At 67.8% G+C, this 24,672-nt stretch carries 24 protein-coding genes; 9 read left to right on the top strand and 15 right to left on the bottom strand.

The annotated features are described in order from the left end of the window. Positions 1 to 45 precede the first annotated feature (45 nt). Entirely contained in the window at positions 46 to 714 is a 669-nt protein-coding gene (locus ACFVMC_RS27690) for an NAD(P)-binding oxidoreductase (RefSeq protein WP_379215012.1), read from the top strand. A gap of 40 nt (positions 715 to 754) precedes the next feature. Here the strand turns inward: ACFVMC_RS27690 and ACFVMC_RS27685 are convergent, their stop codons facing one another. The 7 genes from ACFVMC_RS27685 to ACFVMC_RS27655 all read right to left on the bottom strand — a co-directional run bounded on the left by ACFVMC_RS27685 (position 755) and on the right by ACFVMC_RS27655 (position 10,276). Beyond that, the gene (locus ACFVMC_RS27685) at positions 755 to 1,744 is read right to left on the bottom strand and encodes an LLM class flavin-dependent oxidoreductase (protein WP_379215010.1); all 990 of its coding nucleotides are present in this window, start codon (positions 1,742 to 1,744) and stop codon (positions 755 to 757) included. Positions 1,745 to 1,787: 43 nt separating this feature from the next. Continuing rightward, positions 1,788 to 2,309 carry a gluconokinase gene (locus ACFVMC_RS27680; RefSeq protein ID WP_379215008.1) on the bottom strand — a complete coding sequence of 174 codons (522 nt, stop codon included), beginning with the start codon at positions 2,307 to 2,309 and terminating at the stop codon, positions 1,788 to 1,790. Positions 2,310 to 2,318: 9 nt separating this feature from the next. Continuing rightward, positions 2,319 to 3,050, bottom strand: coding sequence for a respiratory nitrate reductase subunit gamma (narI, locus tag ACFVMC_RS27675; protein ID WP_379215006.1), 732 nt, complete (start codon positions 3,048 to 3,050; stop codon positions 2,319 to 2,321). Continuing rightward, on the bottom strand, positions 3,047 to 3,670 hold the full coding sequence (narJ, locus tag ACFVMC_RS27670; protein WP_379215004.1) for a nitrate reductase molybdenum cofactor assembly chaperone: 624 nt from the start codon (positions 3,668 to 3,670) through the stop codon (positions 3,047 to 3,049). The genes narI and narJ overlap by 4 nt, the downstream gene beginning before the upstream one ends. Then, entirely contained in the window at positions 3,667 to 5,268 is a 1,602-nt protein-coding gene (narH, locus tag ACFVMC_RS27665; RefSeq protein ID WP_379215002.1) for a nitrate reductase subunit beta, read from the bottom strand. The genes narJ and narH overlap by 4 nt, the downstream gene beginning before the upstream one ends. Beyond that, entirely contained in the window at positions 5,268 to 8,966 is a 3,699-nt protein-coding gene (locus ACFVMC_RS27660) for a nitrate reductase subunit alpha (RefSeq protein ID WP_379215000.1), read from the bottom strand. Before ACFVMC_RS27660 ends, narH begins: the two co-directional genes overlap by 1 nt. A 155-nt stretch (positions 8,967 to 9,121) precedes the next feature. Further along, entirely contained in the window at positions 9,122 to 10,276 is a 1,155-nt protein-coding gene (locus ACFVMC_RS27655) for an EamA family transporter (RefSeq protein WP_379214998.1), read from the bottom strand. 159 nt (positions 10,277 to 10,435) lie between these two features. Here ACFVMC_RS27655 and ACFVMC_RS27650 point away from each other — a divergent pair, with 159 nt between their 5' ends. Next, positions 10,436 to 11,032, top strand: coding sequence for a phosphoribosylanthranilate isomerase (locus ACFVMC_RS27650; protein ID WP_379214996.1), 597 nt, complete (start codon positions 10,436 to 10,438; stop codon positions 11,030 to 11,032). Between the two features lie 23 nt (positions 11,033 to 11,055). On the opposite strand, the gene ACFVMC_RS27645 is transcribed toward ACFVMC_RS27650, so the two are convergent. The 8 genes from ACFVMC_RS27645 to ACFVMC_RS27610 form a co-directional block, all read right to left on the bottom strand. Further along, positions 11,056 to 11,829, bottom strand: coding sequence for an ESX secretion-associated protein EspG (locus ACFVMC_RS27645; protein ID WP_379214994.1), 774 nt, complete (start codon positions 11,827 to 11,829; stop codon positions 11,056 to 11,058). A 23-nt stretch (positions 11,830 to 11,852) separates the two neighbouring features. Beyond that, positions 11,853 to 13,163: a hypothetical protein gene (locus ACFVMC_RS27640; protein WP_379214993.1), complete on the bottom strand. Its 1,311-nt coding sequence runs from the start codon at positions 13,161 to 13,163 to the stop codon at positions 11,853 to 11,855. Positions 13,164 to 13,166: 3 nt separating this feature from the next. Further along, positions 13,167 to 13,544, bottom strand: coding sequence for a hypothetical protein (locus ACFVMC_RS27635; protein WP_379214992.1), 378 nt, complete (start codon positions 13,542 to 13,544; stop codon positions 13,167 to 13,169). A gap of 18 nt (positions 13,545 to 13,562) precedes the next feature. After that, positions 13,563 to 14,084 carry a DUF3558 domain-containing protein gene (locus ACFVMC_RS27630; protein WP_379214990.1) on the bottom strand — a complete coding sequence of 174 codons (522 nt, stop codon included), beginning with the start codon at positions 14,082 to 14,084 and terminating at the stop codon, positions 13,563 to 13,565. Between the two features lie 96 nt (positions 14,085 to 14,180). Beyond that, the gene (locus ACFVMC_RS27625) at positions 14,181 to 14,522 is read right to left on the bottom strand and encodes a helix-turn-helix domain-containing protein (RefSeq protein ID WP_379214989.1); all 342 of its coding nucleotides are present in this window, start codon (positions 14,520 to 14,522) and stop codon (positions 14,181 to 14,183) included. A 51-nt stretch (positions 14,523 to 14,573) separates the two neighbouring features. Then, a complete protein-coding gene (locus ACFVMC_RS27620; protein WP_379214988.1) occupies positions 14,574 to 14,903 on the bottom strand; it encodes a type II toxin-antitoxin system RelE/ParE family toxin in 330 nt (109 codons plus the stop codon). A gap of 102 nt (positions 14,904 to 15,005) precedes the next feature. Beyond that, entirely contained in the window at positions 15,006 to 15,851 is an 846-nt protein-coding gene (locus tag ACFVMC_RS27615; RefSeq protein WP_379214986.1) for a DUF6585 family protein, read from the bottom strand. Continuing rightward, positions 15,848 to 16,210, bottom strand: coding sequence for a hypothetical protein (locus tag ACFVMC_RS27610; RefSeq protein ID WP_379214984.1), 363 nt, complete (start codon positions 16,208 to 16,210; stop codon positions 15,848 to 15,850). Before ACFVMC_RS27610 ends, ACFVMC_RS27615 begins: the two co-directional genes overlap by 4 nt. 203 nt (positions 16,211 to 16,413) lie before the next feature. On the opposite strand from ACFVMC_RS27610, the gene ACFVMC_RS27605 reads away from it, so the two are divergent. The 7 genes from ACFVMC_RS27605 to ACFVMC_RS27575 all read left to right on the top strand — a co-directional run bounded on the left by ACFVMC_RS27605 (position 16,414) and on the right by ACFVMC_RS27575 (position 24,668). Further along, a complete protein-coding gene (locus tag ACFVMC_RS27605; RefSeq protein ID WP_379214982.1) occupies positions 16,414 to 17,652 on the top strand; it encodes a VWA domain-containing protein in 1,239 nt (412 codons plus the stop codon). A gap of 75 nt (positions 17,653 to 17,727) precedes the next feature. Further along, positions 17,728 to 18,660, top strand: coding sequence for a metal ABC transporter substrate-binding protein (locus ACFVMC_RS27600; RefSeq protein ID WP_379214980.1), 933 nt, complete (start codon positions 17,728 to 17,730; stop codon positions 18,658 to 18,660). Then, positions 18,657 to 19,412, top strand: coding sequence for a metal ABC transporter ATP-binding protein (locus ACFVMC_RS27595; protein ID WP_379214979.1), 756 nt, complete (start codon positions 18,657 to 18,659; stop codon positions 19,410 to 19,412). Before ACFVMC_RS27600 ends, ACFVMC_RS27595 begins: the two co-directional genes overlap by 4 nt. Before the next feature lie 2 nt (positions 19,413 to 19,414). Continuing rightward, positions 19,415 to 20,281 (top strand): metal ABC transporter permease, encoded by an 867-nt coding sequence (locus tag ACFVMC_RS27590; RefSeq protein WP_379214977.1) that lies wholly within the window; start codon positions 19,415 to 19,417, stop codon positions 20,279 to 20,281. Between the two features lie 32 nt (positions 20,282 to 20,313). Then, positions 20,314 to 20,700 (top strand): hypothetical protein, encoded by a 387-nt coding sequence (locus tag ACFVMC_RS27585; protein WP_379214975.1) that lies wholly within the window; start codon positions 20,314 to 20,316, stop codon positions 20,698 to 20,700. A gap of 164 nt (positions 20,701 to 20,864) precedes the next feature. Continuing rightward, positions 20,865 to 22,589: a DUF3556 domain-containing protein gene (locus tag ACFVMC_RS27580; RefSeq protein WP_379214973.1), complete on the top strand. Its 1,725-nt coding sequence runs from the start codon at positions 20,865 to 20,867 to the stop codon at positions 22,587 to 22,589. A 45-nt stretch (positions 22,590 to 22,634) separates the two neighbouring features. Continuing rightward, positions 22,635 to 24,668, top strand: a complete 2,034-nt coding sequence (locus ACFVMC_RS27575) for a M3 family metallopeptidase (RefSeq protein ID WP_379214971.1) — start codon at positions 22,635 to 22,637, stop codon at positions 24,666 to 24,668. Positions 24,669 to 24,672 lie beyond the last annotated feature (4 nt).

The raw sequence follows: 24,672 nt of genomic DNA, 5'->3' as shown, positions 1-24,672 counted from the left end.
GGCAATCCCGCCGACTGTCCAGCCGGTTACCTACAGTGAGTGCCCATGAAGGTATTCCAGATCGGTGCGGCCGGTGGTGTCGGACGCAGGCTCGCCCGCCTGCTCACCGAGCGCGGTGACGCGGTCACCGGGATGTACCGCAATCCGAGCCAGGCCGAGGTGGTCGCCGCGACAGGCGCCACTCCTCTGCCGGGTGATCTCATCGCGGAGTCCGCCGCGGAACTGGCCGAGAAGATCGCCGGTCACGATGCCGTGGTGTTCTCGGCCGGAGCCCACGGCACCGGCACCGACCAGACCACCCTCATCGACGGCAAAGGTCTGGAGAAGGCCGCCGAAGCCGCGATCCGAGCAGGGGTTTCGCGTTTCGTCCTGGTCTCGGTCTTCCCCGAGGCCGGCCGCGACCACGACACCACCCCCGGCTTCGAGCACTACATGCGGGTCAAGAAACTCGCCGACGTCTACCTGACCCGCACCACCCTGGACTGGGTCATCGTGCGCCCCGGCACGCTGCGCGACACCCCGGGCACCGGCCACGTCACCGCCGGCCCCGCCATCGACTACGGCGACGTCACCCGCGACGACGTAGCCGCCTTCCTCGCCGCCACCCTCCACCACCCCGCCCTCACCCGCGTCATCATCGAACTCACCGGTGGCGCAACCCCGGTCGCCGAAGCGGTCGCCCATTTCACCCGGCCCGTGGTAAGTGGGACCTGACCGAGGGAGTCACTCGACGTTTACCTCAGCCATGTCCCACTCACCCAGGTGCGAGACCGACCGCGACGGCCAGCCGACGGTGGGATTCGAGGCGGGCGGTGCGGTCGAAAGTGCTGGTGTGGACCAGGATTTCGTCGGCGGTGGTGCGGGTGATCAGGGATTCGAGGGTGGGGAGGATGTCGGCTTCGGGGCCGTGGATGTGGGGGCGCAGGCTGTCGGTGAAGATGGCGCGCTGGCGGTCGGTCATCGATTCGGGGGTGATGTCCTCGGGGGCGCGCAGCGGCGGGAAGGTGCCGTGGGTGCGGGAGTAGGCCGCCGACCAGGCTTCCGGCAGCAGGAGCCGGTGCGCTTGGGCGCGGCTGTCGGCGATCATCACCGAGGCGCTGACCACCACATACGGTTCGGCGGCCCAGGCGCCGGGCTGGAAGTCGGCGCGATAGCGCTCGATCGCGGTCACCATCGCCTGTTCACCCCCGACGGCGGCGATCACGAGCGGCAGGCCGAAGCGCGCCGCCCGCTCCGCGCTGGATCCGGTGGCCAGCAGGAACGGGGTCACCGGCAATCCCTCGGCGGGCCAAGCGTGTACCCCCTGCCGTCCGCCCGCGAAATAGCCGAGCAGTTCGGTCAATCGGGTGTCGAAGTCGGCGGCGTCCTGCTTGTCGTGGCCCAGCGCCCGCCGCACCCCGCCGGTGAAACCCACCGAGCGGCCCAGCCCCATATCGATGCGCCCCGGAAACAGCGATTCCAGCACGCCGAACTGTTCGGCCACCACCAGCGGCTGATGGTTGGGCAGCATCACACCACCGGTACCGACCCGGATCCGCGAGGTCGCCGCCGCCACGGCTGCCGCGAGCACGGTCGGCGCGGACCCGGCGATACCCGGCACGCTGTGGTGCTCGGACACCCAGAACCGGTGATACCCCCACTGCTCGGCGAGCCGGCCGAATTCGACGGTCTCCCGCAGCGCTTCGGGATGGCTCTGTCCTTCCCGGGTGCGCGACCGGTCCAGGATGGAGAAGCGGGTAGTCATAGGTAGTACCAACGCGCCGGGGGCGGAGGGATTCCGGGCGGGTTCAGCGCAGCGCCGCCTCGGCGGCCGCGGCGAGCTCGCTGGGCGAGTGATCGATGTCGAGGGTGATCACCCCGGGTTCGCCGGTGGGGTCCTCGAGCGTCGCGAGTTGGGAATCGAGCATGGACGCGGGCATGAAGTGGCCCTTCCGGTGCGCCATGCGCCGGTGTAGTTCCGCGCGGGTGCCGTGCAGATAGACGAAGATCAGGCGGGCGTCCGGGTGGTCGGCGACACCATCGCGCAGCAGGTCGCGATAGGAGCGCTTGAGCGCCGAACAGGTGACGACGGCCGACCCGTCGGCGGCGACCCGCGTGGAGATCCAGCGGGCGATATCCCGCAACCAGGGTTCGCGGTCTGCGTCGGTGAGCGGATGGCCCACCGACATCTTCGCGATATTGGCCGCCGGATGCAGGTCGTCACCCTCGAGCATCGGCCAGCCCAGGTCGGTGGCCAGCGCGGCGGCGACCGTCGACTTGCCCGCACCGGACACGCCCATCACCACGACTACGCAGGGCCGGTCGGACATGCCTCGACCCTACCGTCCGGCGTCGATCCGCTCCCAGCCCCGGCGCGCGGGCCGTTCGGCGAGCTGACGCGGGTCGCGGCTGCGGTAGACGATGTAGGGCCGGAACAGGTACTGCACCGGGGCGCTGAAGATGTGCACGAGCCGGGTGAACGGCAGCAGCGCGAACAGCAGCATGCCGATCACGGCGTGGATCTGGAAGGCGGTGGGCGCACCGGCCATCAGATCGACCTCGGGCCGCAGGGTGAAGATGCTGCGCGCCCAGGGCGCGATGGTGGAGCGGTAGTCGTAGCCCTCGTCGATGCTGGAATGGCTCAGTTTGGCGAACATGCCGGTGACGATCGCGCCGACCAGCACCAGGTACATGAGCTTGTCGTTGCGGGTGGTGGCGTGGAAGACACCGGCATTGGTGCGACGCCGGTAGATGAGCATGGCGATGCCGAGAACGGTCAGCGCGCCGGCGGCGGTGCCCGCGAACAGCGAGACCAGGTGGTAGGCGTGCTCGTCGAAGTGCAGCGCGTCGGTCCAGCTCGCCGGGATGAACAGGCCCATGATGTGGCCGAGGAAGACGAACAGGATGCCGTAGTGGAACATCGGCGAGGCGATGTTCAGCAGGCGGGATTCGTAGAGTTCCGAGGAGCGGGTGGTCCAGCCGAACTTGTCGTAGCGGTAGCGCCAGGCCAGGCCGGTGGCGAGCAGCGCGAGGACGAGGTACGGCAGCGCACCCCACAGGAAGATGCTCATCGACGGTCTCCTGTCAGCAGGGGCAGCATGGCGAGATGTCCGTAGGGTTCCAGGCCGACCGACTCGCGGGGCGGCCCGCCGCGCGCCATGGCCCGGGCTGCGGCCCGGTCACGCGGCGAGGGTCCGGGCAGGGTCGCGCAGATTCCGGCCAGCACGGCTGCATAGGCGTTGTCCTTGTCGCGCAGGGCGATTCGAAGCAGTTCCAGCGCGGGCCGATGCTCGAGCAGCAGCGCGGTGGTGCGGGCCAGGGCGCTGAATTCGAGGACAGCGGGCAGGAAGTCGGGCAGTTCGTCACCGCCGAAATCGAAGCCGCGTGCGCGGTAGTAGTCCTTGAACCGCACCAGCGCAGCGCCTCGGTTACGGGTGTCGCCGTCGGTCCACCAGGTCAAGTACAGGCTGTGCCGGTTGGTGAAATCGAAGGTGTCCACGTAAGCCGTGGCACGCCGGTCGAGATCGAGTTCCGCTGCGGTGGAAAGGAATTCGCGAAGAAGTCGAGCGCCCGGATGCCGTACCCGCGCCAGCGCCGAATCGAACAGCGGTATGTCCGCGTCGAATTCGGCGTCCGGATAGGCCAGGCAGGCCGCGGCGGCCCGGTAGACCAGCGCGATCTCGTCGTTCACGGCCGCGTCTCCTCCGGTGTGTCCGCGGTCTGCTGTTTGCGCATGGCGTGGAAGCTCTCGATGGTGACCAGCGGCAGCGATTTACGCCCGGACCCACCGCCGAACGAACCGTCCTCGGACATGCCGGGCCCGCCCTCGTAGTCCAGGCTGCATCCGCTCTGGATCGCGGACTCCTCCAGAGCATGCGCCTCGGCCATGGCGGCGGTCGGAATCACGTAGCGGTCTTCGTATTTGGCGATCGCGAGCAACGTGAACATCCGCTCGATCTCGGCGGCGCTCATACCGACGGCCGCGGCCTTGTCCTCGGTGACGGTGCGCCCGAGATTGATATCGGCCATATGGGATCGCATGGCCGCCAGCCGGTTCAGGCTGTCGCGCACCGGGCCGATATCGCCCGCGGTGAACAGTTCGGCCAGGTAGCGCAGCGGAATCCGCAGGGCGTCGATCGCCCCGAACAGGTTGCCCGCGTCCTCGCCGTCGAATCCGGTGTCGGCCACCGCGTCCACCACCGGGGACAGCGGCGGGATGTACCAGACCATCGGCATGGTGCGGTATTCCGGGTGCAGCGGCAGCGCCACCCGGTAGGTGCTGATCAGCGCGTGCACCGGCGAACGGCGCGCGGCGTCGATCCATTCGCGGGAGATGCCGTCGCGTTCGGCGGCCCGCCGCACCTGCGGGTCCTCGGGATCGAGGAAGCAGTCCAATTGGGCTCGGTAGAGCTGTTTCTCGTCCTTGGTGGCCGCCGCCCCGGCGACCCGGTCGGCGTCGTAGAGCATGACGCCGAGGTAGCGCAGCCGGCCCACGCAGGTCTCCGAGCATACGGTCGGCAGCCCCACCTCCACGCGGGGATAGCAGAACGTGCACTTCTCGGCCTTGCCGGTGTTGTGATTGAAGTAGATCTTCTTGTACGGGCAGCCGGTGACGCACTGCCGCCACCCCCGGCAGTGGTCCTGATCGACCAGCACGATGCCGTCCTCGGCGCGCTTGTAGATCGCGCCGGACGGGCACGACGCGACACACGCCGGGTTGAGGCAGTGCTCGCAGATGCGCGGCAGGTAGAACATGAAGCTCTCTTCGAAGGTGAAGCGGATCTTCTCCCCCACCTCTTCGCGCATCTTCACCACATTCGGGTCCGCGGGACCGAGTTCGGCCGCGCCGCCGAGGTTGTCGTCCCAGTTGGCGGACCATTCGACCGCCATGGGCTTGCCCGTGATCAGCGATCGCGGCGGCGCGACCGGATAGTCGTCCCCCAGGGGCGCGTCGGTGAGGTTGCGGTAGTCGTAGGTCCACGGCTCGTAGTAGTCACGAAGGGTGGGCATGACCGGATTGGCGAAGATGCTCGCCAATTTCCATGCTCGCGAACCCTGTTTGAGCTTCAGCTTGCCGCGCCGGGTGAGCGTCCAGCCGCCCTTCCACTCGTTCTGGTCCTCGTAACGGCGCGGATAGCCCTGTCCCGGACGGGTTTCGACATTGTTGAACCAGGCGTACTCCATGCCGGCCCGGTTCGTCCAGGTCTGCTTGCAGGTCACCGAGCAGGTATGACAGCCGATGCACTTGTCCAGGTTCATCACCATCGCGATCTGTGCCATCACGCGCATCAGTACGTCACCTCCTGGGAGCGGCGGCGGATCACGGTGATCTCGTCACGCTGGTTGCCGGTGGGACCGAAATAGTTGAATGCCCAGGACAATTGGGCGTAGCCGCCGATCAGGTGGGTGGGTTTGAGCAGGACCCGGGTCAGCGAGTTGTGGAAACCGCCACGGCGACCATCGGTTTCGGACTTCGGGACATTGACGGTGCGCTCCTGCGCGTGGTGCATGTACACCGTTCCGCGCGGCATGCGCGGGGAGACGACGGCGCGCGCCACCACTACGCCGTTGCGGTTCACCGCCTCGATCCAGTCGTTGTCGGCGACGCCGATCGCCGCGGCGTCCTCGACCGACATCCAGATGCCCTGCCCACCCCGCGACAGCGACAGCATGAACAGGTTGTCCTGGTACTCGGAGTGGATCGACCACTTGTTGTGCGGGGTCAGGTAGCGCACCGTCACCTCGCGCTGACCGTCCGGGCCCAGCGCGGGTTCGCCGAAGAGCCGCCGCATGTCCAGGGGCGGCCGGTACACCGGCAGCGCCTCGCCCAGCTCGTGCATCCAGTCGTGATCGAGGAAGAAGTGCTGTCGTCCGGTCAGCGTGTGAAAGGGCTTGAGATGCTCGGTGTTCAGGGTGAACGGCGCGTACCGGCGGCCGCCTGATTCGCTGCCCGACCATTCCGGCGAGGTGATCACCGGCACCGGCGCGGCCTGGGTGTCGGCGTACGTGATGCGCACGCCCTCCTTCTCCATGGCCAGGTGCGCCATGGGCTGGCCGGTGCGCCGGGTCAGCGTCTCGAAACCCTGAACGGCCAAGCGCCCGTTGGTGGTTGCGGACAGCGCGAGAATCGTATCGGCGGCCTTGACGGCGGTGTCGAGTGCGGGCCGCCCGGCCGCGACGCCGGAGGCCACCACCCCGTTGATGCCGCGCAGGTAGTCGATCTCCGCGTCGGGACGCAGCATGATGCCCTTGGCGGGCAGGCCGAGCTTGTCGACCAGCGGGCCCAGCGCCGCGAATTTGGTGGCGATGGCGGTGTAGTCGCGTTCCACCACGGCCAGGCCGGGCATGGTCTGGCCCGGGATCGGCTCGCATTCGCCCGCACGCCAATCCAGCGCCACGCCACCCGGTTGCGCGGTCTCGGCGGCGGTGTCGTGTTGCAGCGCGGTCGCCACCACGTCGCGGCGGGTGTCGAGGTGCCCGGCCGCCAGTTCGCTCAAACGGGCGGCCAGCTCGTAGAAGGCGTCGAAGTCGGTGCGCGCCTGCCACGGCGGGTCCACCGCCGGGGCGAACGAGTGCACGTAGGGGTGCATGTCGGTGGAGGACAGATCGTGCTTCTCGTACCAGGTCGCGGCCGGCAGCACGATATCGGAGAGCAGCGTCGAGGAGGTCATGCGGAAGTCGATGGTGAGCAGCAGATCGAGTTTGCCCTCGGGCGCGTCCTCGCGCCACACCACATCCCGCGGCCGCAGGTGCGGCGGCGCGGGTTCGGCGCGCAGCGAGGAATGCGTGCCCAGCAGGTGTTTGCTGAAGTACTCCGCGCCCTTGGCCGAGGAACCGAACAGATTCGACCGCCACAGGGTGAGCACGCGCGGCCAGTTCTCCGGGGCATCGGGGTCTTCGACCGCGAAACTCAGTCGGCCGTCCCGTAATTCGTCGACCACGTGATCGATCGGCGACTTGCCCGCCGCCTGCGCCTCGTCGGCCAGATCCAGCGGGTTGCGATCGAACGTCGGATACGAGGGCATCCAGCCCAGGCGCGCGGACTTGGCCAGCACATCGATCCCGGTCATGCCCTCGAACCGGCCCGTGCCCAACGGCGAGGCCAGCACATCGGCGGTGAAGTGGTCGTAGCGCCACTGGTCGGTATTGGTGAAATGCCATGCGGTGCCGATCATCTGGCGTGGCGGGCGAGACCAGTCGTTGGCCGAGGCCAGACTCGCCCAGCCGGTCACCGGGCGGCACTTCTCCTGCCCGACATAGTGCGCCCACCCGCCGCCGTTGCGGCCCTGACAGCCGGTGAGCAGCAGCAGCGACAGGAAGGCGCGGTAGATGGTCTCGGAGTGGAACCAGTGATTGGTGCCCGCGCCCATCAGGATCATGCACCGGCCACGGGATTCCTCGGCCACCGCGGCGAATTCGCGCGCGATCTTGACCGCCCGGGCGGCGGGCACCGAGGTGATCCGCTCGGACCAGGCCGGTGTTCCGGGCGAGGAGGCATCGTCGTATCCGGTCGGCCAGTCGCCGGGCAGATCCGTTCGCGCCACACCGTATTGGGCCAGCAGCAGATCGAAGACGGTGGTCACCACCGGACCGTCCTCCGTCAGCCGCAGTGCCGGGACGCCGCGGCGCATGGTCTCGCCACGTCCCTGCCCGTGCTCGCCGCCCTCGGTGTCGAAGCGCGGCAGCAGCACCTGCACGCCGATGCCGTGCTCGGCCACCGACAGCAGCGGGCGGGTGTCCTCGAGGTCCAGATTCCAACGGCCGGCGCCGGATTCGGTCCAGCGGAAACCGAGCGAGCCGTTCGGCACCACCGGGGCGCCGGTGGCCTCGTCGAGCACCACGGTCTTCCACTGCGCACCCTCGCCCGTGTCGCCGAGATCGGTGGCGCGCACGAATTTGTCCGGCACATAGGCGCCGTCGCGTTCCACCAGCGTCACCAGGAACGGCAGATCGGTGAACTGCCGCACATAGTCGCCGAAGAACGGGACCTCGCGATCGACGAAACACTCCTTGAGCAGCACATGCCCCATGGCCAGGGCCAGCGCGCCGTCGGTGCCTGGATGCGGGTGCAGCCACTCGTCGGCGAACTTGGCATTGTCCGCGTAATCGGGGGCGACGACCACGACTTTCTGTCCGCGATACCGGGATTCGGCCATCCAGTGCGCGTCCGGGGTGCGGGTCACCGGGACATTCGAACCCCACATGATCAGGTACGCGGCATCCCACCAGTCCCCGGATTCGGGAACATCGGTCTGGTCACCGAACACCTGCGGCGAGGCCACCGGCAGATCGGCGTACCAGTCGTAGAACGACAGCATGGGCGCGCCGATCAAACTCATGAACCGCGCGCCCGCGGCATGCGAGACCATCGACATGGCCGGAATCGGCGAGAACCCGGCGATCCGGTCCGGGCCGTGGGTCTTGATGGCGTGCACGTGCGCGGCGGCGGCGATCTCGATGGCCTCGTCCCAGGTGGCGCGGACCAGTCCGCCTTTGCCGCGGGCCTGCTGGTAGCGGCGGCGGCGCTGCGGGTCGGCCTGGATATCGGCCCACGCCAGCACCGGGTCGCCGAGGCGGCGGCGCGCCTCGCGATACAGCTCGACCAGGACACCGCGCACATACGGGTAGCGCACCCGGGTCGGCGAATAGGTGTACCAGGAGAACGACGCGCCGCGCGGGCAGCCGCGCGGCTCGTACTCGGGGCGATCCGGGCCGACCGAGGGATAGTCGGTGGCCTGGGTCTCCCAGGTGATGATGCCGTCCTTGACGTAGACCTTCCAACGGCAGGAGCCGGTGCAGTTCACGCCGTGGGTGGAGTACACGATCTTGTCGTGGCTCCAGCGGTCGCGGTAGAACACGTCGCCTTCGCGTCCGCCCACGATCTGTTCGCTGTGCAGATCCGCTGCGGGGGTGCCGGGTCGGAAGTAGCGGGCCGAACGCAGCAGCAGTTCACCGGTTTCGCCCGGCCCGGGAGCCTCCCGCATCATCGAAATCACCCTTTCGACACCACAGCCAATAGCCAGCAATAGGGCTCGCCCGTCGAGTAGAGCACAGACGAAAGCCCAGATCAGCGGGCCACGCCGGGGTGATTCCGGGGATCAGCAGCCAGTCGGCAACCGGTGTGGTCGCGATGCCGGGCGGCTCAATTCAGTGCCGGGACCGGCACTTCACGCGCCAGCGGTTCGGGTGCGGACGCACTGCGTGCTGTGCGCCGGTCACGGTGGTCGGCGCACATCACCGCGGGTGCCGAAGGCCGGCCGCCGCACTCGGCCTGCGGATCGGCCGGCGACGCGACGGCCGGGCGGCGGGCTCCGTGCTCGGCCTGCGGATCGGTCGGCGACGCGGCCTCCGGGCGGCGGGCTCCGTGCTCGGCCAGTACTACAGACGGACCGGTCAGCGTCGCTGAAGCCAGCGGCCGAACTCCATACTCGGCAACCACCGCGGGCCCACCGGTCGGAATCGCGGGCGCCGGAGACATCTCCTCGCGTGCGGCACCGGCAGCGGCGAGCACCACGACGGCGATACCCGCCCACTGGGCCGGGCGCAGCATCTCATCCAGGAGCAGCAGGCCCGCCAGCGCGGCGACCGCGGGCATCAGGCTCATCATGACGCCGAAGGTGGCGGCCGTGAGGCGGCGCAGGATCGTCAGCTCCAGCGCGTGCGGCAGCAGCGAGGACAGGACGGCGACCGTGAGCAGAGCCAGGAGTACCAGCGGGTCGAGCACCAGTGGCGTTGCCTCGGCCAGCCCCACCGGCAGCGCCAGCAGCCCACCGCACGCCATCGCCCAGGCGAGTCCGTCGTGGCCCTCGGTGTGCTTGCCGACCAGCGCGCCGCACGCGATATAGCTGCCCCAGCATGCGCCGGACCCGATCGCGAACAACACTCCCGTCCAGGAAACCGGCCCGTGCGACTCCATGAGCAAGAGCACTCCGCCGCCCGCCAGCAGTACCCACAGCGTGTCCCGCAAACGACGTGAGCCGATCGCCGCCACGGTCAGCGGGCCAAGGAATTCGATGGTCACCGCCATGCCGAGCGGAATCCGGTCGATTGCCGCGTAGAAGGTGGCGTTCATGCCCGCGATGGCCGTGCCGAGCCCGAGCACGCCGGGCAGGGCGGCGCGGTGCAGGCGCAGCACGGGACGCCACAGCAGCAGGGCGATCGCCCCGGCCAGCAGCAGCCGCAGGCTGGCCGTCGCACCCACACCCAGCAGGTCGAACAGGTACTTCGCGATAGCGGAACCGACTTGGATCGAGACCATGGCGCCGAGGGCGAGCAGCGGCGCGGCAGGGGTTTTCACAGGTCCGAAAGCTAGGTGGGCTAAGTAACGCAAAATAGACCGCCCGGTTTCCGAAAGCCATTGGCAGCGTGGCGGACTCGTTCTCAGCGTGTGGCCTCCAGCACAGCTCCGGCGACCGCCCGCCCGGCGTCGATCCGCCGTTCGCATAGGGTTTGCGGCATGTTCGTCAAGCTGTGCGGTCTGCGCACCGAGGAGGATGTTGCCACGGCGGTGGACGCCGGCGCCGACGCCGTGGGCTTCGTGCTCACCACCAGCCCACGCCGGATCTCCGTCGACACCGCCCGGCGGCTGCGCGCCGGCGTGCCCTCACACATGCTGTCCGTGGCTGTGGTGCACGGCATTTCGCCTGCCGAAGCCGGTGAGCTGGCCCGGAATTCGGGCGTCGATGCCCTGCAATTGCACGGCTCCTACCCGCGCGCAGCCTTCGAGCAACTCGCCGGCCTGCGACTGCTGCGTGCCACCTCGCTCACCGCCGACACCGACGTGCGCACCGGCGCCTACGGCGAGGAATGGCTCCTACTCGACTCCCCCGTCGCCGGCTCCGGCGAACCCTGGGACCTCACCGCCCTCAACACCACCCGCCCCACCGGCCGATGGCTGCTCGCCGGCGGCCTCACCCCCGCCAACGTCGCCGCCGCCATCACCACCGCCCACCCCTGGGGCGTCGACGTCTCCAGCGGCGTCGAATCCAGCCGCGGCGTCAAAGATCACGACCTGATGCGCGAATTCGTCTACGCCGCACGGCAATCCGGATAGCGGGCCCGGCCGGCGATGGAGGATCAGCGGGGGGCGTGGTCGCCGGTGTGGACTTCGCGGAGGGTGGCGGTGATCATGTCGGACAGGGTGCGGGTTACGCGGGGGGATTCAGTGGGCTTGATGTAGACGGTGTGGGTGCCGAAGGTTACGTAGCGGCCGTCGTTTTCGACGTCGGTGAGCTGGAAGTCCTTGCGGCCCTCGGTGTGGCGGTTGTCGACGCTGCCGAAGGGGTAGACGGCGACGTGGATGGTGGCGGTGCTGGGGCGGCGCAGGAAGGTTTCGAACTCCTCGCGGGGCGTGGGACGCCAGTGGTCGCGGGCGACGGGGAGCGGGTCGTCGAGCTCCGCGACCGGGATCTGGATCGGTTTGCCCTGGCCCCGAGCGCATTTCGGGAGCTGACGGACCACGGCCGGTGCGAGCAGGTCCGCGGCGAAAAGGCTCAGGCGCACATCGCCGGCCTCCTCGGGATCGCGGCCGGGCTCCTGCACGGCCAGCGCGCCGTACTCCGCACGCCTGGCCGCGTGCAAGCGCAGGCGACCATCCTTGCGCGGGCCGAGCATGCCCGCCACCTCGACCCGCACCTCTGGCTCCAGCAGCACGAGCACCGCCTGCACCAGATCGTCATCCCACTGCGCGACAAGACGTTTCGCCGCCTCCCGGCGGGTGCGGTCGTAATCCTCGCGAATCAGTTCCGAGGGCCGATGCCGCAGCGGATACGGCAGCACATCGCGCCCGGTGGACTCCCACAGCACCCGGAATTCGAGCGCGCTCCAGCGCCACTCCCGCATGACCGCCATCCGAAATATCCTGTCCGCCAAGGCTATGCGCCGATGACCGGCGGCACCACTTTCGGAATGCTGTCCAGGCCGGTGACCTCGTCGCCGTGCTCCTGGGTGATCAGATAGTCCGGGATACCCTTCGTCGACTCGTCGTCCTCGCCCTTGCCATTGCGCGGATTCATGCCGCCCATACCCGGCATGCCGTTGCGGGCACCGGCGCTCGCGGCCCGCGAAGCAGCCGAATTGGCCACGGCGGCAGCGGAATTCGGAGTGCCCGCGATGGTGCGCGGCGCGGCCGGTGTGCCTGAACGCGGAGTGCCGGTCCCGGGCGTCCCGGATCGAGGCGTGCCGGATCGAGGCGTACCAGCCCCCGGGGTGCCGGACGGTGTCCCGGTGGTCGGAGTGGTCGGGTTCGTCGACGCCGGAGTGGTGGAGGTCGGCGTGCCGGTGGTCGAAGCCGGTGTGGTCGACGCGGGAGTGGTGGCGTTCGGGTCGGTCGTCGGCGCGCCGGTATTCGCCGGGACAGTCGGATCCTCGGTCTCCGGCTTGGCGGTGACCGGCTCGGAAGTCTTCGGATTCACCCCGGTGTTCGGCTTCGGCGTGACCGGCTCGGTCGGATTCTTCGACACCTGACTGTCCGGCTTCGGGATTACCGGGACGCCGGTGTCGGATTCCTTGATGACGGGGGCGTACACGGTGTCCAGCACACGCACCGCCTCGGTGAACGCGGTGTCCTCGGCCTCGCTGTTGCTGCGCCAGCCGCGGCCCGCGATCCAGCTGCGGGTGTTGTCCCAGCCGGAACGATGATCAGGGGCGTGCGGTACCAGCGCGTAGGTCGGCTCCAGGCCGGTCTTCAGCTCGGCGACCTTGGAGCTGGTCAGCTTGGCCGAATTCGCCAGTTGCACCGCCTTGGTGCTGTAGTCGGTGACGGCCTGGGCGACGGCGTCACGGCTCGCGCCGCGCCAGACACTCTGATCGGTGGCCTTGGCCATCGCGGCGTTGAAGGCGGTCAGCGAGGATTCGGCCTTGGTGGCGATACCGGTCCAGGCCTTCTCGAGATCGGCGACCGAGGTGATGGTGATCTTGTCGACGCGCTCACGCAGCGCCTGTGTGGTCTTGTAACCGAGGAAATTGTCGGTCGTGGTGACGGCCGGATTGCGGTAGTCCCCTTGGAAACCGGATTCGGAAGCGTTCTTGCGTACAGTATTTCGCTGGTTGTTGTACTGGGTCTGGACCTTGTTGGGGTCGACACCCTTGTCGGGCTCCCCACCGGCGATGAAGTTGGTCAGGCTCTTACCCATGGCCGAGCCCAGGTCACCGATGGACCAGCTGAACATTCCGGGTAACTGCATGGCCTACCCACCGACCTTGGTGTTGAAGTGGACGGTATTGGTGATGTCCTGGCCGGTGATGCGTTTGACGGAGAGGGCCATGATTTCGCCCATGTCCTTCACGACGTCGATGTGAGCCTGAATCACTTTGTCGATCGAATTGTCCAGGCCCGTCGCTTGCGTCTTGAATTGTCCGACGAGCTGGTCTGCCATGGGGAAATTGCCGAAGCCGGAGACAGTCTGCGCTTGACGGACCAAGGCGGTCATGTCTTGAAGTTCAGTTACTCGTTTATCGCACGCCGCCAGGCATTGTTTGGCAACGTCTTCGCTGTCCAGAAATAGCTCACCCGATCGTACGGCCGCGGCGAACCGCTCCCACTTCGCAACTTCATCCTGACTCATACCTGACTCCCCCCGATGTCACTTCGGTAGAACTGGAACGATCGAATTGCCAACACGACGCAGAACAGCGCACGGATCTTCGAGGTCGGCGGAACCATAAGCATTCAACACCTGGAGTTGAAATAGCCCCTGAGCAGCGGGAAAGACCACATCGCAGCCGAGATCCTTGGACGCACCCTCGATCTTGAACTGGCGACCCGCACGACCCGCGATCGACGCATCCCGAAACTCGACGTTGCCAGCCTTGGATTCGATGTCCGCGACTGGTCGTGCTGCGGAGTAGACGCTGACATAGAAGTTCTTGCCTTTCCAAGCACAGATCTCCCACCCATCCTGATGCACCCCACCGATCCCGGTCTCCTCTGTCTCCGGCCGCAACCCCGCCGCCGTCAACGTCGCATCGGGAATCTCCGTACACGGATTCCACAGGCTCACCGGCGCGGCACTAGTGGTCGGACTCCCGCCCGTCGTGCTCTCACATGCCGCCAGCACCGGCGCGATCAGGACCGCGGCCAGCAGAATTCCGACTCGGCGCGTCATCTCCCCACCCTCTCACCTGCAACGATCCAGCTGCCGCGACCCTATCAGAGCGTCCGCGACCCCCGCCACGCTCGCACCAGCGGATCGGTGCTGGTGTCAGACTACGTCCGCGCGGTGGCCAGTGAAGTTCACTCGCGCATCCTCCGCGTCAAGAGCGATATCGAGCGTGGCGTCGAGGGCTTTCGCAAGCCGGGCGAGCAGCGGAAGTGTCGGCACCGTATCGGAGCCTTCGATGCGCGAGATCTTCGCCTGTGTCAACTCCGCACGCTTCGCGAGTTCCGCCTGAGTCAACCCGAGCTCCACACGGCGGTTGTATACGGCTTCGGCCAGCGCCATCGAGAGCTGAATTTCCCGACGTGCCTCGGTGATCTCTTCAGGTTCGGTGTAGCCCTCGGCAAGTTTGCGTTCTCGGAGGGTCTTCCAGCGTGCATGGCTCATCGGTCCAATTCTCCCTTCTCGATTGTGCGAATGAACTCTTGATGGGCAGGCTCATGTTCGGGCCAGACAGGTCTGCTGGGCGAGCTTCGCTCGCTTGACCTCGGTATCCTCGCGCATTCGCGTCTTGCGGAACACAGTCAGCAGGATCGCTCGCCGACCAGGTGCGAGCCAGTATGTAATACGAATGGCGGCACCATCCAGCGTCGGACGTAACTCGCGCACACCGTCGCCCAGATGTCCCGCATAGGGCTCACCCAAGGATTCCGCATGCTCGGCGAGCAGGCCGACATAGGCGTCGATCTCGAGAAAGTGCCTGGCCGGCAGCGCTTCCAGCCAATCCCGCACCTCAGGCTCGATCTCGATCGCGAACAGGCCATCCACTACGCCAGAATATATGCCGCTAACGACATAATGCAAGGCCGGGGAGGCTGAACTGCCTGTTGTGACTCATTACTAGCTGTGGGCCGCCGACCCGTCAGAGCGTCATCGGCCACCCGCTGTAGCGCGTAGCGCGGCGCTGAGCAGGAGCAGGACCGAGACGTCGGGGATCTCGCTGACCGGGGTCTTGGACCAGCGCAGCCAGTTGCCCGATTTCTTGATGACGATCTTGCCTTCCTTCGGCTCGACCGATTCGACCTCCGGCCACGGCAGGGTGCCGTGTTTGCTGGAGATGCCGGACGCGTCGATGATGAGGTCGCCGAAGTCGAGGCGCTGTCCGGCGCTTACCGCTTCGATGGCCTTGGGCACCCGTACCTCGGTGACCCGCTGTTCGATCAGCTCGCCGAGGACGGCGAGTTCACCGTCCGGGAAGAGCAGGTGCGTGAAGAAGGTCTTGCCGCCGTCGGCGCGCAACAGGGTGTAGTTGTGCGACGAGCGGGTGTAATACCCGCCCTGTGAGTAGTGGCGGGTCACATTGGCCAGGAGGCGGATCTCCGACCAGCGCAGCACGGTCAGCTGACCTTTGGACTCGCGGTGGATCATGCCGTGCTCGAAGACGTAGACCTGCTCGGCGACCTCGTCCGGGCCGAAGTAGGCGTAGGCCGCGAAGAGCACGCCGCCGGCGGCGAGGACGATCGGGATCGCGATCCACCAGCCGGACAGCAACAGCGCGATCGCCACACCGATGACTGCGATCACCGTGCCGCAGCCGATCGACCAGGCTACCGACGGCCCCTTGGGCTCGCCGAACCAGTTCTGATGCCGGCCCAGGCCGGCCCGGCCCGCCATGGCGAGCGCATCCTCGGGCACCGCTTCGGTGCGTGGCCCGAGTTGGGCAACCCGGTTGCGCCACCGCTGCATTTCCGCTGCTTCGCGGGTGCCGTCACTCATGAGTTCTGACTCCACCAGCCCTGATCGGCCGGGGCGACGGTTTGCCGCGCCCGGAGCATGCCCACCAGGCCGCCGATCAGCGCGGCGAGAGAAAGCGCGGTGATAGCGCCGCCCAGGATCGTCAGCTCGGTGCCCCACTTCTCGTCGCGGCGCCGCGCGGACTCGGCGTTGTCGATCTCGCGCTGCACCCGCTCCTCATAGGTGCCGGCTTTGCTGCTGTCGGTACTGATACATGTGGTGCCCGGCGTCATCCGCTCGTTGTCGCACATGACCTTCAGATCCGGAGTGTGGTCTCTCGGCATGAAGAAGACCAGAATCAATATGCCGACGATCAGTGTCTTCCACGCGATCGACGCCATGCGCTTACTACGCACGAGAGCTCCTCCCCAGGCTGCTGTCTGGTTGCAGTGTTTGCCAGCGCGTCGGCGATGTCAACACTTTTATCGGTGGGCGGGCGATTACCGCAGCTGATGAATCGTCCACCGGGCCACCGCAAGTCGGCCCGTAACTGCGCGACCGGGGATACTCTGACCCGAATCACGGTCGAGTGCGGAGATTTCGGGTGAACATACTGATCAAGGGGCAGAACGGCGCGTTGACCGCGCCCCGGGTGGTGCTCGGGTTCCAGGCCGCGGGTGCGGATCTGTCGGCCCTACTGGTGACGGTGGCCGGCACCGTGCGCTCGGACGCGGATTTCGTGTTCTTCAATCAGCCGGTGGCGCCGGGGGTCGAGCTGCGCGCGGATGGTTTGGCGGTCACGCTGGCCGATCTGCCCGCCGAGATCGCCCAGCTGCGTGCGGTTCTCACGCTCGAGGACATCGCGGCCAGCTTCGGGCAGGGCGTGCCGCCGGTCGTCACGGTCGCCGACGACGCGGGAAACCCCTTGTACGAGTATCGAATCGAAGGTCTCGACACCGAATCGGTGGTGATCGCGCTGGAGCTGTACCGCCGCGACGGCGGCTGGAAGGCGCGGGCGGTCGGGCAGGGCTACGCGGGCGGTTTCGCCGATCTGGTGACCGATCACGGCGTCAGCGTCGACGAGGACGAACCCGCCGGGTTTTCGGTGCGCACGGTGCCGGGTGAGGCCGCGCTGCCGCCGGAACGGCGGGCGAAGCTCGATATGCGCAAGCGCGTGGTGGCCGAGGTGCTGCACAGCCGCGACTCGGCGCACGAGCGGGCGCGCGTGGTGCTGGTGATCGACAAGACCGGCAGTATCGCCAAGCAGTACAACACCAAGGTGGTGCACCGGGTGGTCGAGCGGATCGTCCCGATCGCCACCCAGCTCGACGACGACGGCACGCTCGAGGCGTACCTGTACGCGCTGAAATTCCTGAAGCTGCCGGATATCACGGTCGCCGACAGCGAACAGTGGGCACACACCTACCTGCATCTGACCGGCAAGCACGCGGGTTTGGACTATGACCGGCTCGGCCTGCGCAACGACGAGCTGCCGATCATGCGCGCCATCATCGACACCCTGCGCCCCGGCGCCGAACCGACCCTGGTGCTGTTCTTCACCGATGGCGGCTTCAAACAGAAGCAGCAGATCACCGACCTGATGCGCGAGGCCTCCCGGCTGCCCGCGTTCTGGCAGTTCGTCGGCCTGGGCCAGGCGAACTACGGCGTGCTGCGCACGCTCGACGAGATGGACGGCCGCGCGGTCGACAACGCGGGCTTCTTCACCGCCGACGATATCGACCGGATGGACGACGCCGAACTGTATCGGCGCCTGCTCGCCGAGTTCGCCGACTGGTTGCGCGCAGCCCGCGCGCGCGGCATCGTCGCAGCAGGTCAGGAGTGATCGCACCGTTCAGGCCGGTCTGTTCGCAAAGGCTGGGGTTGTAAGTTCGGCTAACCGAACTTATCATTCAGGCGTATGAAGGTTTGGTTGTACCGTTCGCGGCGTGTCCCCTTGCGCGCGCTCGCCCTGGCCGTCGCCGTGTGCGCCACGCTCACCGCCTGCGGCGGCACCGCCGCGCGCGCGGGGAAACCCGTGGTACTCACCACCTTCACGGTGCTCGCCGATATCGCCCGCAATGTCGCCGGGGAACACCTCGCGGTGGAGTCGATCACCAAGGTGGGCGCGGAGATCCACGGCTACGAGCCGACACCCGGCGACATCCGCACCGCCGCCAAAGCCGATCTGATCCTCGACAACGGGCTCAACCTGGAGGCGTGGTTCGCGCAATTCGTCGACGACGTGCGCGTCGAGCACGTGGTGGTCAGCGACGGCATCACGCCCATCCCCATCGGCGAGGACGCCTACCAGGGCAAACCCAACCCGCACGCCTGGATGTCCCCGCTGAACGTGCAGACCTACGTCGACAACATGGTGCGCGCGTTCGAGAAACTCGATCCCGCACACGCCGCCGACTTCCGCGCCAACGCCACCGCCTACAAGGCCGAACTCCAACGGGTGCACACCGATCTCACCACCACCCTGTCCGTGCTGCCGCCGAACGAACGCGCACTGGTCACCTGCGAGGGCGCGTTCTCCTACCTGGCCCGCGACGCCGGGCTCACCGAGAAGTACATCTGGGCGGTCAACGCCGAACAGCAGGCGACACCGCAGCAGATCGCCTCCACCATCGAATTCGTGCGCGCCGATCGGGTGCCCGCGGTGTTCTGCGAGTCCACCGTGTCCGACGCACCCATGCAGCGGGTGGTCGAAGCCACCGGAACCCGGTTCGGCGGAACGCTGTACGTGGATTCGCTGTCGGAGGCGGACGGACCGGTGCCCACCTACCTGGACCTGCTGCGCCACGACGCGACCACGATCAGCACCGCATTGACCGGGAGAAAACCATGAGCCTCGCCATCGATGTCGATGCGGTCACCGTGCACTACGGTGACGTCCTCGCGCTCGAGGACGTCACCGTGTCCCTGCGCTACGGGCGGATCTGCGGACTCGTCGGCATGAACGGGTCCGGTAAGTCCACGCTGTTCAAAACCATTATGGGACTGGCGGATCCGGATCGCGGGACGGTGCGGATCGACGGCGGCTCGCATACCGCGGCGCGGCGGGCGGGCAAGCTCGGCTATGTGCCGCAGAGCGAGGACGTGGACTGGAGCTTCCCGCTCTCGGTGTACGACGTGGTCATGACCGGGCGCTACGGGCACCTGGGTTTCACCCGGCGACCGCGGCGCGCCGACCAGGACGCGGTCGCGCGGGCGCTGGAGCGGGTGGAGCTCACCGAACTGGCGCACCGCCAGATCGGGCAGCTCTCGGGTGGGCAGCGCAAGCGGGCGTTCGTCGCGCGCGGGCTCGCCCAGGGCGCGACCATTCTGCTGCTGGACGAACCGTTCGCCGGCGTCGACAAGCGCTCCGAGGCCACCATCACCGGCGTGCTGCGTGAACTCGCGGCGGACGGCGCCGCGGTACTCATCTCCACCCACGATCTGCATTCCCTGCCCGCGCTGGCCGATGACGCGGTGCTGCTGATGCGCGGCGTGCTCGCGCACGGCGACCCGGTGGAGGTGCTGCGGCCGGAGAATCTGGCGCGCGCCTTCGGGATCGACGTGCTCGACCGCGATTCCGACGATCTCCCGAAGGCCGGATGAGTATGAGCCCCACCGAATTCCTGATCGAACCGCTGTCCTACGACTTCATGACCCGGGCGCTGGTCACCTGTGTGATCACCGCCGTGGTGTGCGCGGTGCTGTCCTGCTGGCTGGTGCTGATCGGCTGGTCGCTGATGGGTGACGCGGTGTCGCACGCGGTGCTGCCCGGGGTGGTGCTCGCCTACATCGTGGGTGCACCGTTCGCGGTGGGCGCGGTGCTGTTCGGGTTCCTGGCCGTCGCGTTGATCGGCGTGGTGCGCAATACCAGCCGGGTGAAGGAGGACGCCGCCATCGGCATCGTGTTCACCACACTGTTCGCGTTCGGGCTGGTGCTGGTGTCGGTGACGCCCAGCCAGACCGATCTCAACCACATCATCTTCGGCAACCTGCTCGGCGTCAGCCGGGCGGAACTGATCCAGGTCGCGGTGCTGGCCGGAATCGTGCTGGCCGCATTGGTTTCCAAGCGGCGCGACTTCACCCTGTACGCGTTCGATCCCACCCACGCGCACGCCCTGGGCCTGCGCCCGCGCACCCTCGGCGCGGCGCTGCTGGCACTGCTGGCCCTCACTTCGGTGATGGCGCTGCAAGCGGTGGGCGTGATCCTGGTGGTGGCCATGCTGATCATCCCCGGCGCGACCGCCTACCTGCTCACCGACCGGTTCGGCCACATGCTGCTGATCGCGCCCACCGTCTCGGCCACCTGCTCGGTCGCGGGCCTCTATCTCAGCTACCACCTCGACACCGCCCCCGGCGCCATGGTCGTCCTGGTCCAGGGCGCGGCGTTCACGCTCGTCTATCTCTTCGCCCCGCAGCAGGGCGTCATCGCCAAATATCGCGCCGCTTCCCGTCGCCGGACCGTCAAGGTCTGACGCCGGCCCGCCGCATCCAGCAGACTGGAACCGTGGACCGGACTCAGCTGATCGTGGTGGACGCGGCCAATGTGGTGGGCTCGAAGCCCGACGGCTGGTGGCGTGATCGTGCGGGCGCCGCCCGCCGCCTGCTCTTGCAGATCTCGACCCTGACCGAACAACCCGGCGACATCGTGGTGGTGCTGGAGGGCGCGGCCAAAGCCGCGATCACCAGCGAGACACCGGAAACCGATGTGCTCCGGGTGGTCTCGGCCGACGGCAACGGCGACGACGCGATCGTGGAGGTCGTCGCCACCGCCCGCAAGGCAGACGACCGCCGCGCCGTCCTCGTCATCACCGCCGACCGCGGCCTGCGCGCCCGCGTCGAAGCCCTCGGCGCCACCACGGCCGGACCGCGCTGGCTGCTGGACCGGTTCTAGCGGCGCGGCATGCCGGCGCTACCACGGACCGGCGGCAGCCGCTACCGGATCGACTCGATCGGTCCACCGTGCAGGACCGGCGCTTGACCAGCACGCGCGCGATCGAGACGGTGTCGGAGACTCGGGATCCGCTGTGCCCGAGGATGCTTGGATCGGAGCGTGCGATGGGGTTTCTGCGGCCGGAGCTGCCGGTGGTCGATCTGGCGCGGTGGCGCGAAGGGACACGGGGCGAACGGATTCGGCCGATGGCCCGGCATTGGGCCGAGGTCGGGTTCGGGTCGCCGGTGGCGCTGCATCTGTTCTACGTCGCCAAGGTCGCACTGTATGTCCTCGGCGCGTGGCTGATCGTATTGTCCACCAAGGGAATCGACGGGTTCACCCGGATCGGTGACTGGTGGTCAGAGCCGATCGTCTTCCAGAAGATCGTGCTGTACACGCTGCTGTTCGAGGTGATCGGCCTGGGCTGCGGGTTCGGGCCGCTCAACAATCGCTTCTATCCGCCGATGGGATCGATCCTGTACTGGTTGCGGCCCGGCACGATTCGGCTGCCACCATGGCCCGGCCGGGTGCCGCTGACCGCGGGCGACACCCGCACCCCGGTGGACGCCGCGCTGTACGCGGCACTGCTCGCGGTGACGGCGGTGACGCTGTGCGCCGACGGCACCGGAGCGGTTCCGGAGCTCGGTACGACGGTGGGCCTGTTGCCGGTCTGGCCCGTCGCGCTGATCCTGGGCCTGCTCGCGGTGCTCGGGCTGCGCGACAAGGTGATCTTCCTGGCGGCGCGCGGCGAGGTCTACGGCACCCTCACCGTCGCCTTCCTGTTCGGCGCCGATCTGGTGCTCGCCGCCAAGCTGGTTTTCGTGGTCATCTGGATGGGCGCGGCGACCTCGAAGCTGAACCGGCACTTCCCGTTCGTCATCTCGACCATGATGTCGAACAGCCCGTTGATTCGCTGGAAACCACTCAAGCGCAAGTTCTTCGCGCGGTTCCCGGACGATCTGCGCCCCGGACGCTGGTCTCGCGTGGTCGCGCACACCGCCACCGCCGTCGAACTGCTGACGCCGCCGGTGCTGCTGTTCAGTACGGGCGGCGCGCCCACCGCGCTGGCGGCCACTCTCCTGGTGCTGCTGCACCTGGCGATTCTCACCGCCATTCCGATGGGCGTGCCGCTGGAGTGGAACGTCTTCATGATCTTCGGTCTGCTCACCCTGTTCGTCGCTCACGCCGAGCAGAATCCGGCCGATCTGCACAGCCCGCTGCCGGTCGCCCTGTTCGCCGTGGCCGCGGGCGTCGTGATCGCGGGAAACCTTTTCCCACGCCGGATCTCGTTCCTGCCGGGCATGCGCTACTACGCGGGCAACTGGGATACCACCCTGTGGTGCGTGCAGCCCTCGGCGGCCGCGAAGATCGAGCGCGACGTCATCGCCATCGCGAGCATGCCGCAGGCGCAGCTCGAACGGTTCTACGGCAAGGACCGCATGGACGTCCCGCTGTACTTGGGCTACGCCTTCCGCGCCATGAACACCCACGGCCGGGCCCTGTTCAGCCTGGTGCACCGGGCCCTGGCCGATGTCCGCGAAAGCGACTATGTGATCACCGACGGTGAACGCCTGTGCAGTACCGCCGTCGGCTGGAATTTCGGTGACGGCCACATGCACAACGAGCAGCTCATCGCCGCGCTGCACCGCCGCTGCGGATTCGAACCGGGTGAGGTCCGCGTGATCCTGCTCGACGCCCAGCCCATCCATCGCCCCACTCAGCGGTACCGTCTGGTCGACGCCGCCACCGGGGAATTCGAGCACGGCGAGGTGCGTGTCGCCGATATGGTGTCTCGGCAGCCCTGGGAGGACGACGTCCCGATCCGGGTGCACTCCGATCGGACCGAATAGGAGGGTCGCCGCGCCCCGGGCGGATTCGGGCCTAGAGTCCATACGGTGACCAGCAACCCGTTCTTCGAGCCCAGCCCGCTCCCCTACCAGCTGCCGCCGTTCGCGGACATCCGCGAGGAGCACTACCTGCCCGCCTTCACCCGCGGTATGAGCGAGCAGCTGGCCGAGATCGCGGCGATCACCGCGACCACCGAGGCGGCCACCTTCGCCAATACCCTGGTGCCGCTGGAGCGTTCGGGCGCGATGCTGGTCCGGGTCGCCGCCGTGTTCTTCAATATCGCGGGCTCGGATTCCACGCCGGGCACCGACGCGATCGAAGCGGAGATCTCGCCCCGGCTGGCGGCACACGAGGACGCGATCCTGCTCGATCCCGATCTGTTCACCCGGATCGAGAACCTGCACGAGCGGCGGCACGAGCTCGGCCTCGACCCCGAGGAGCTGCGACTGCTTGAAGAGCAGCACCGCCGGTTCGTGCGCGCGGGCGCCCGGCTCGATGCGGCGGGGCAGGCGCGGCTACGGCAGCTGAACGCCGAATTAGCCACCGCTGCCACGGAATTCGGCCAGAACAATCTGGCGGCCATGAACGCGGCCACCGTGCTGCTCGACACGGCCGACCAGCTGACCGGCTTGTCGCCCGCCGCGATCACCGCGGCCGCCGAGAACGCGAAAACCCGTGGGCACGACGACAAGTGGGCGTTGAGCCTGCAAAACGTCTCGAATCAGCCTGTTCTCGCCGAGCTGGACGACCGGGAGGTGCGCCGCCGCGTGCTCACCGCCTCGCTGGGCCGCGGCTTCGGCGACGAACCCAATGCCGCACTGGCCGTGCGGATCACCGGTCTGCGCGCCGAACGCGCGACCCTGCTCGGCTTCGCCGATCACGCGACCTATACGGTGGCCGACCAGACCGCGAAGACCACCGAGGCGGTGGAGACGATGCTGGGCCGGCTGGTGCCGCCCGCGGTCGCCAATGCCGAACGCGAACTCACCGAGCTTGCGGCGCGGATGCACGCGGCCGATCCGGACGCCGGGGCACTGCACCCCTGGGATTGGCTGTACTGGTCCGAACAGGTTCGGGCCCACCAGTTCTCGTTCGACTCCGACGCGCTGCGCCCATATCTCGAACTGGACCGGGTGCTGCACGACGGCGTGTTCCATGCCGCGAACCAGGTCTACGGCATCAGTCTGCGGGAGCGCACCGACCTGGTCGGCTATCACCCGGAGGTCCGGGTCTTCGAGGTGTTCGACGCCGACGGCAGCGAGCTGGGCCTGTTCCTGGGCGACTTCTTCGCCCGGCCCTCCAAGCGGGGCGGCGCGTGGATGAACGCACTGGTCAGCCAGTCGAAGCTGTTCGGCGCCAAGCCCGTGGTGGTCAACAACCTCAATATCACCAAACCCTCCCCCGGTGAGCCCGCACTGCTGACCTGGGACAACGTTCGCACCCTGTTCCACGAGTTCGGCCATGCCCTGCACGGACTGTTCTCCGATGTCGTCTTCCCGTCGTTCTCCGGCACCGAGGTGCCGCGCGATTTCGTCGAGTTCCCCTCGCAGGTCAACGAGATGTGGATGGCGCGTCCGGAAATCCTGGCCAACTACGCCAAGCACGCGCAGACCGGCGAGCCGATTCCGGTCGAGCTGATCGAGCGGATGGTGGCGGCCGAACAGTTCGGCGAGGGGTTCCGCACGGTCGAGTATCTCGGTGCGGCCCTGCTGGATTGGGCGTGGCACCGGATCTCGGCGCCGGTCACGACCGACGCCGAGACCTTCGAGGCCCAGGCACTGCGCGCGGCGGGCGTTGCCCTCGAGGCGATCCCGCCGCGCTACCGCACCGGCTATTTCGCGCACATCTACTCCGGCGGCTATTCGGCCGGTTACTACTCCTACATCTGGAGCGAGGTGCTCGACGCCGACACGGTCGACTGGTTCGAGGACGGGGCCGCACCCATCCGGGAGAAAGGCGAAACCTTCCGGCGCGCACTACTTTCCCGGGGCGGATCGGTGGATCCGATGGCGGCCTTCGAATCCTTCCGCGGCCGTGCCCCCGACATCGCCCCGCTGCTGCGACGGCGCGGCCTGAGCTGACCGA

The organism is Nocardia sp. NPDC127579, assembly GCF_042672005.1.
Taxonomy (GTDB): domain Bacteria; phylum Actinomycetota; class Actinomycetes; order Mycobacteriales; family Mycobacteriaceae; genus Nocardia.
Note: the sequence above shows the minus strand (reverse complement) of the source record. Positions and strands in the feature narration are given on the sequence as shown.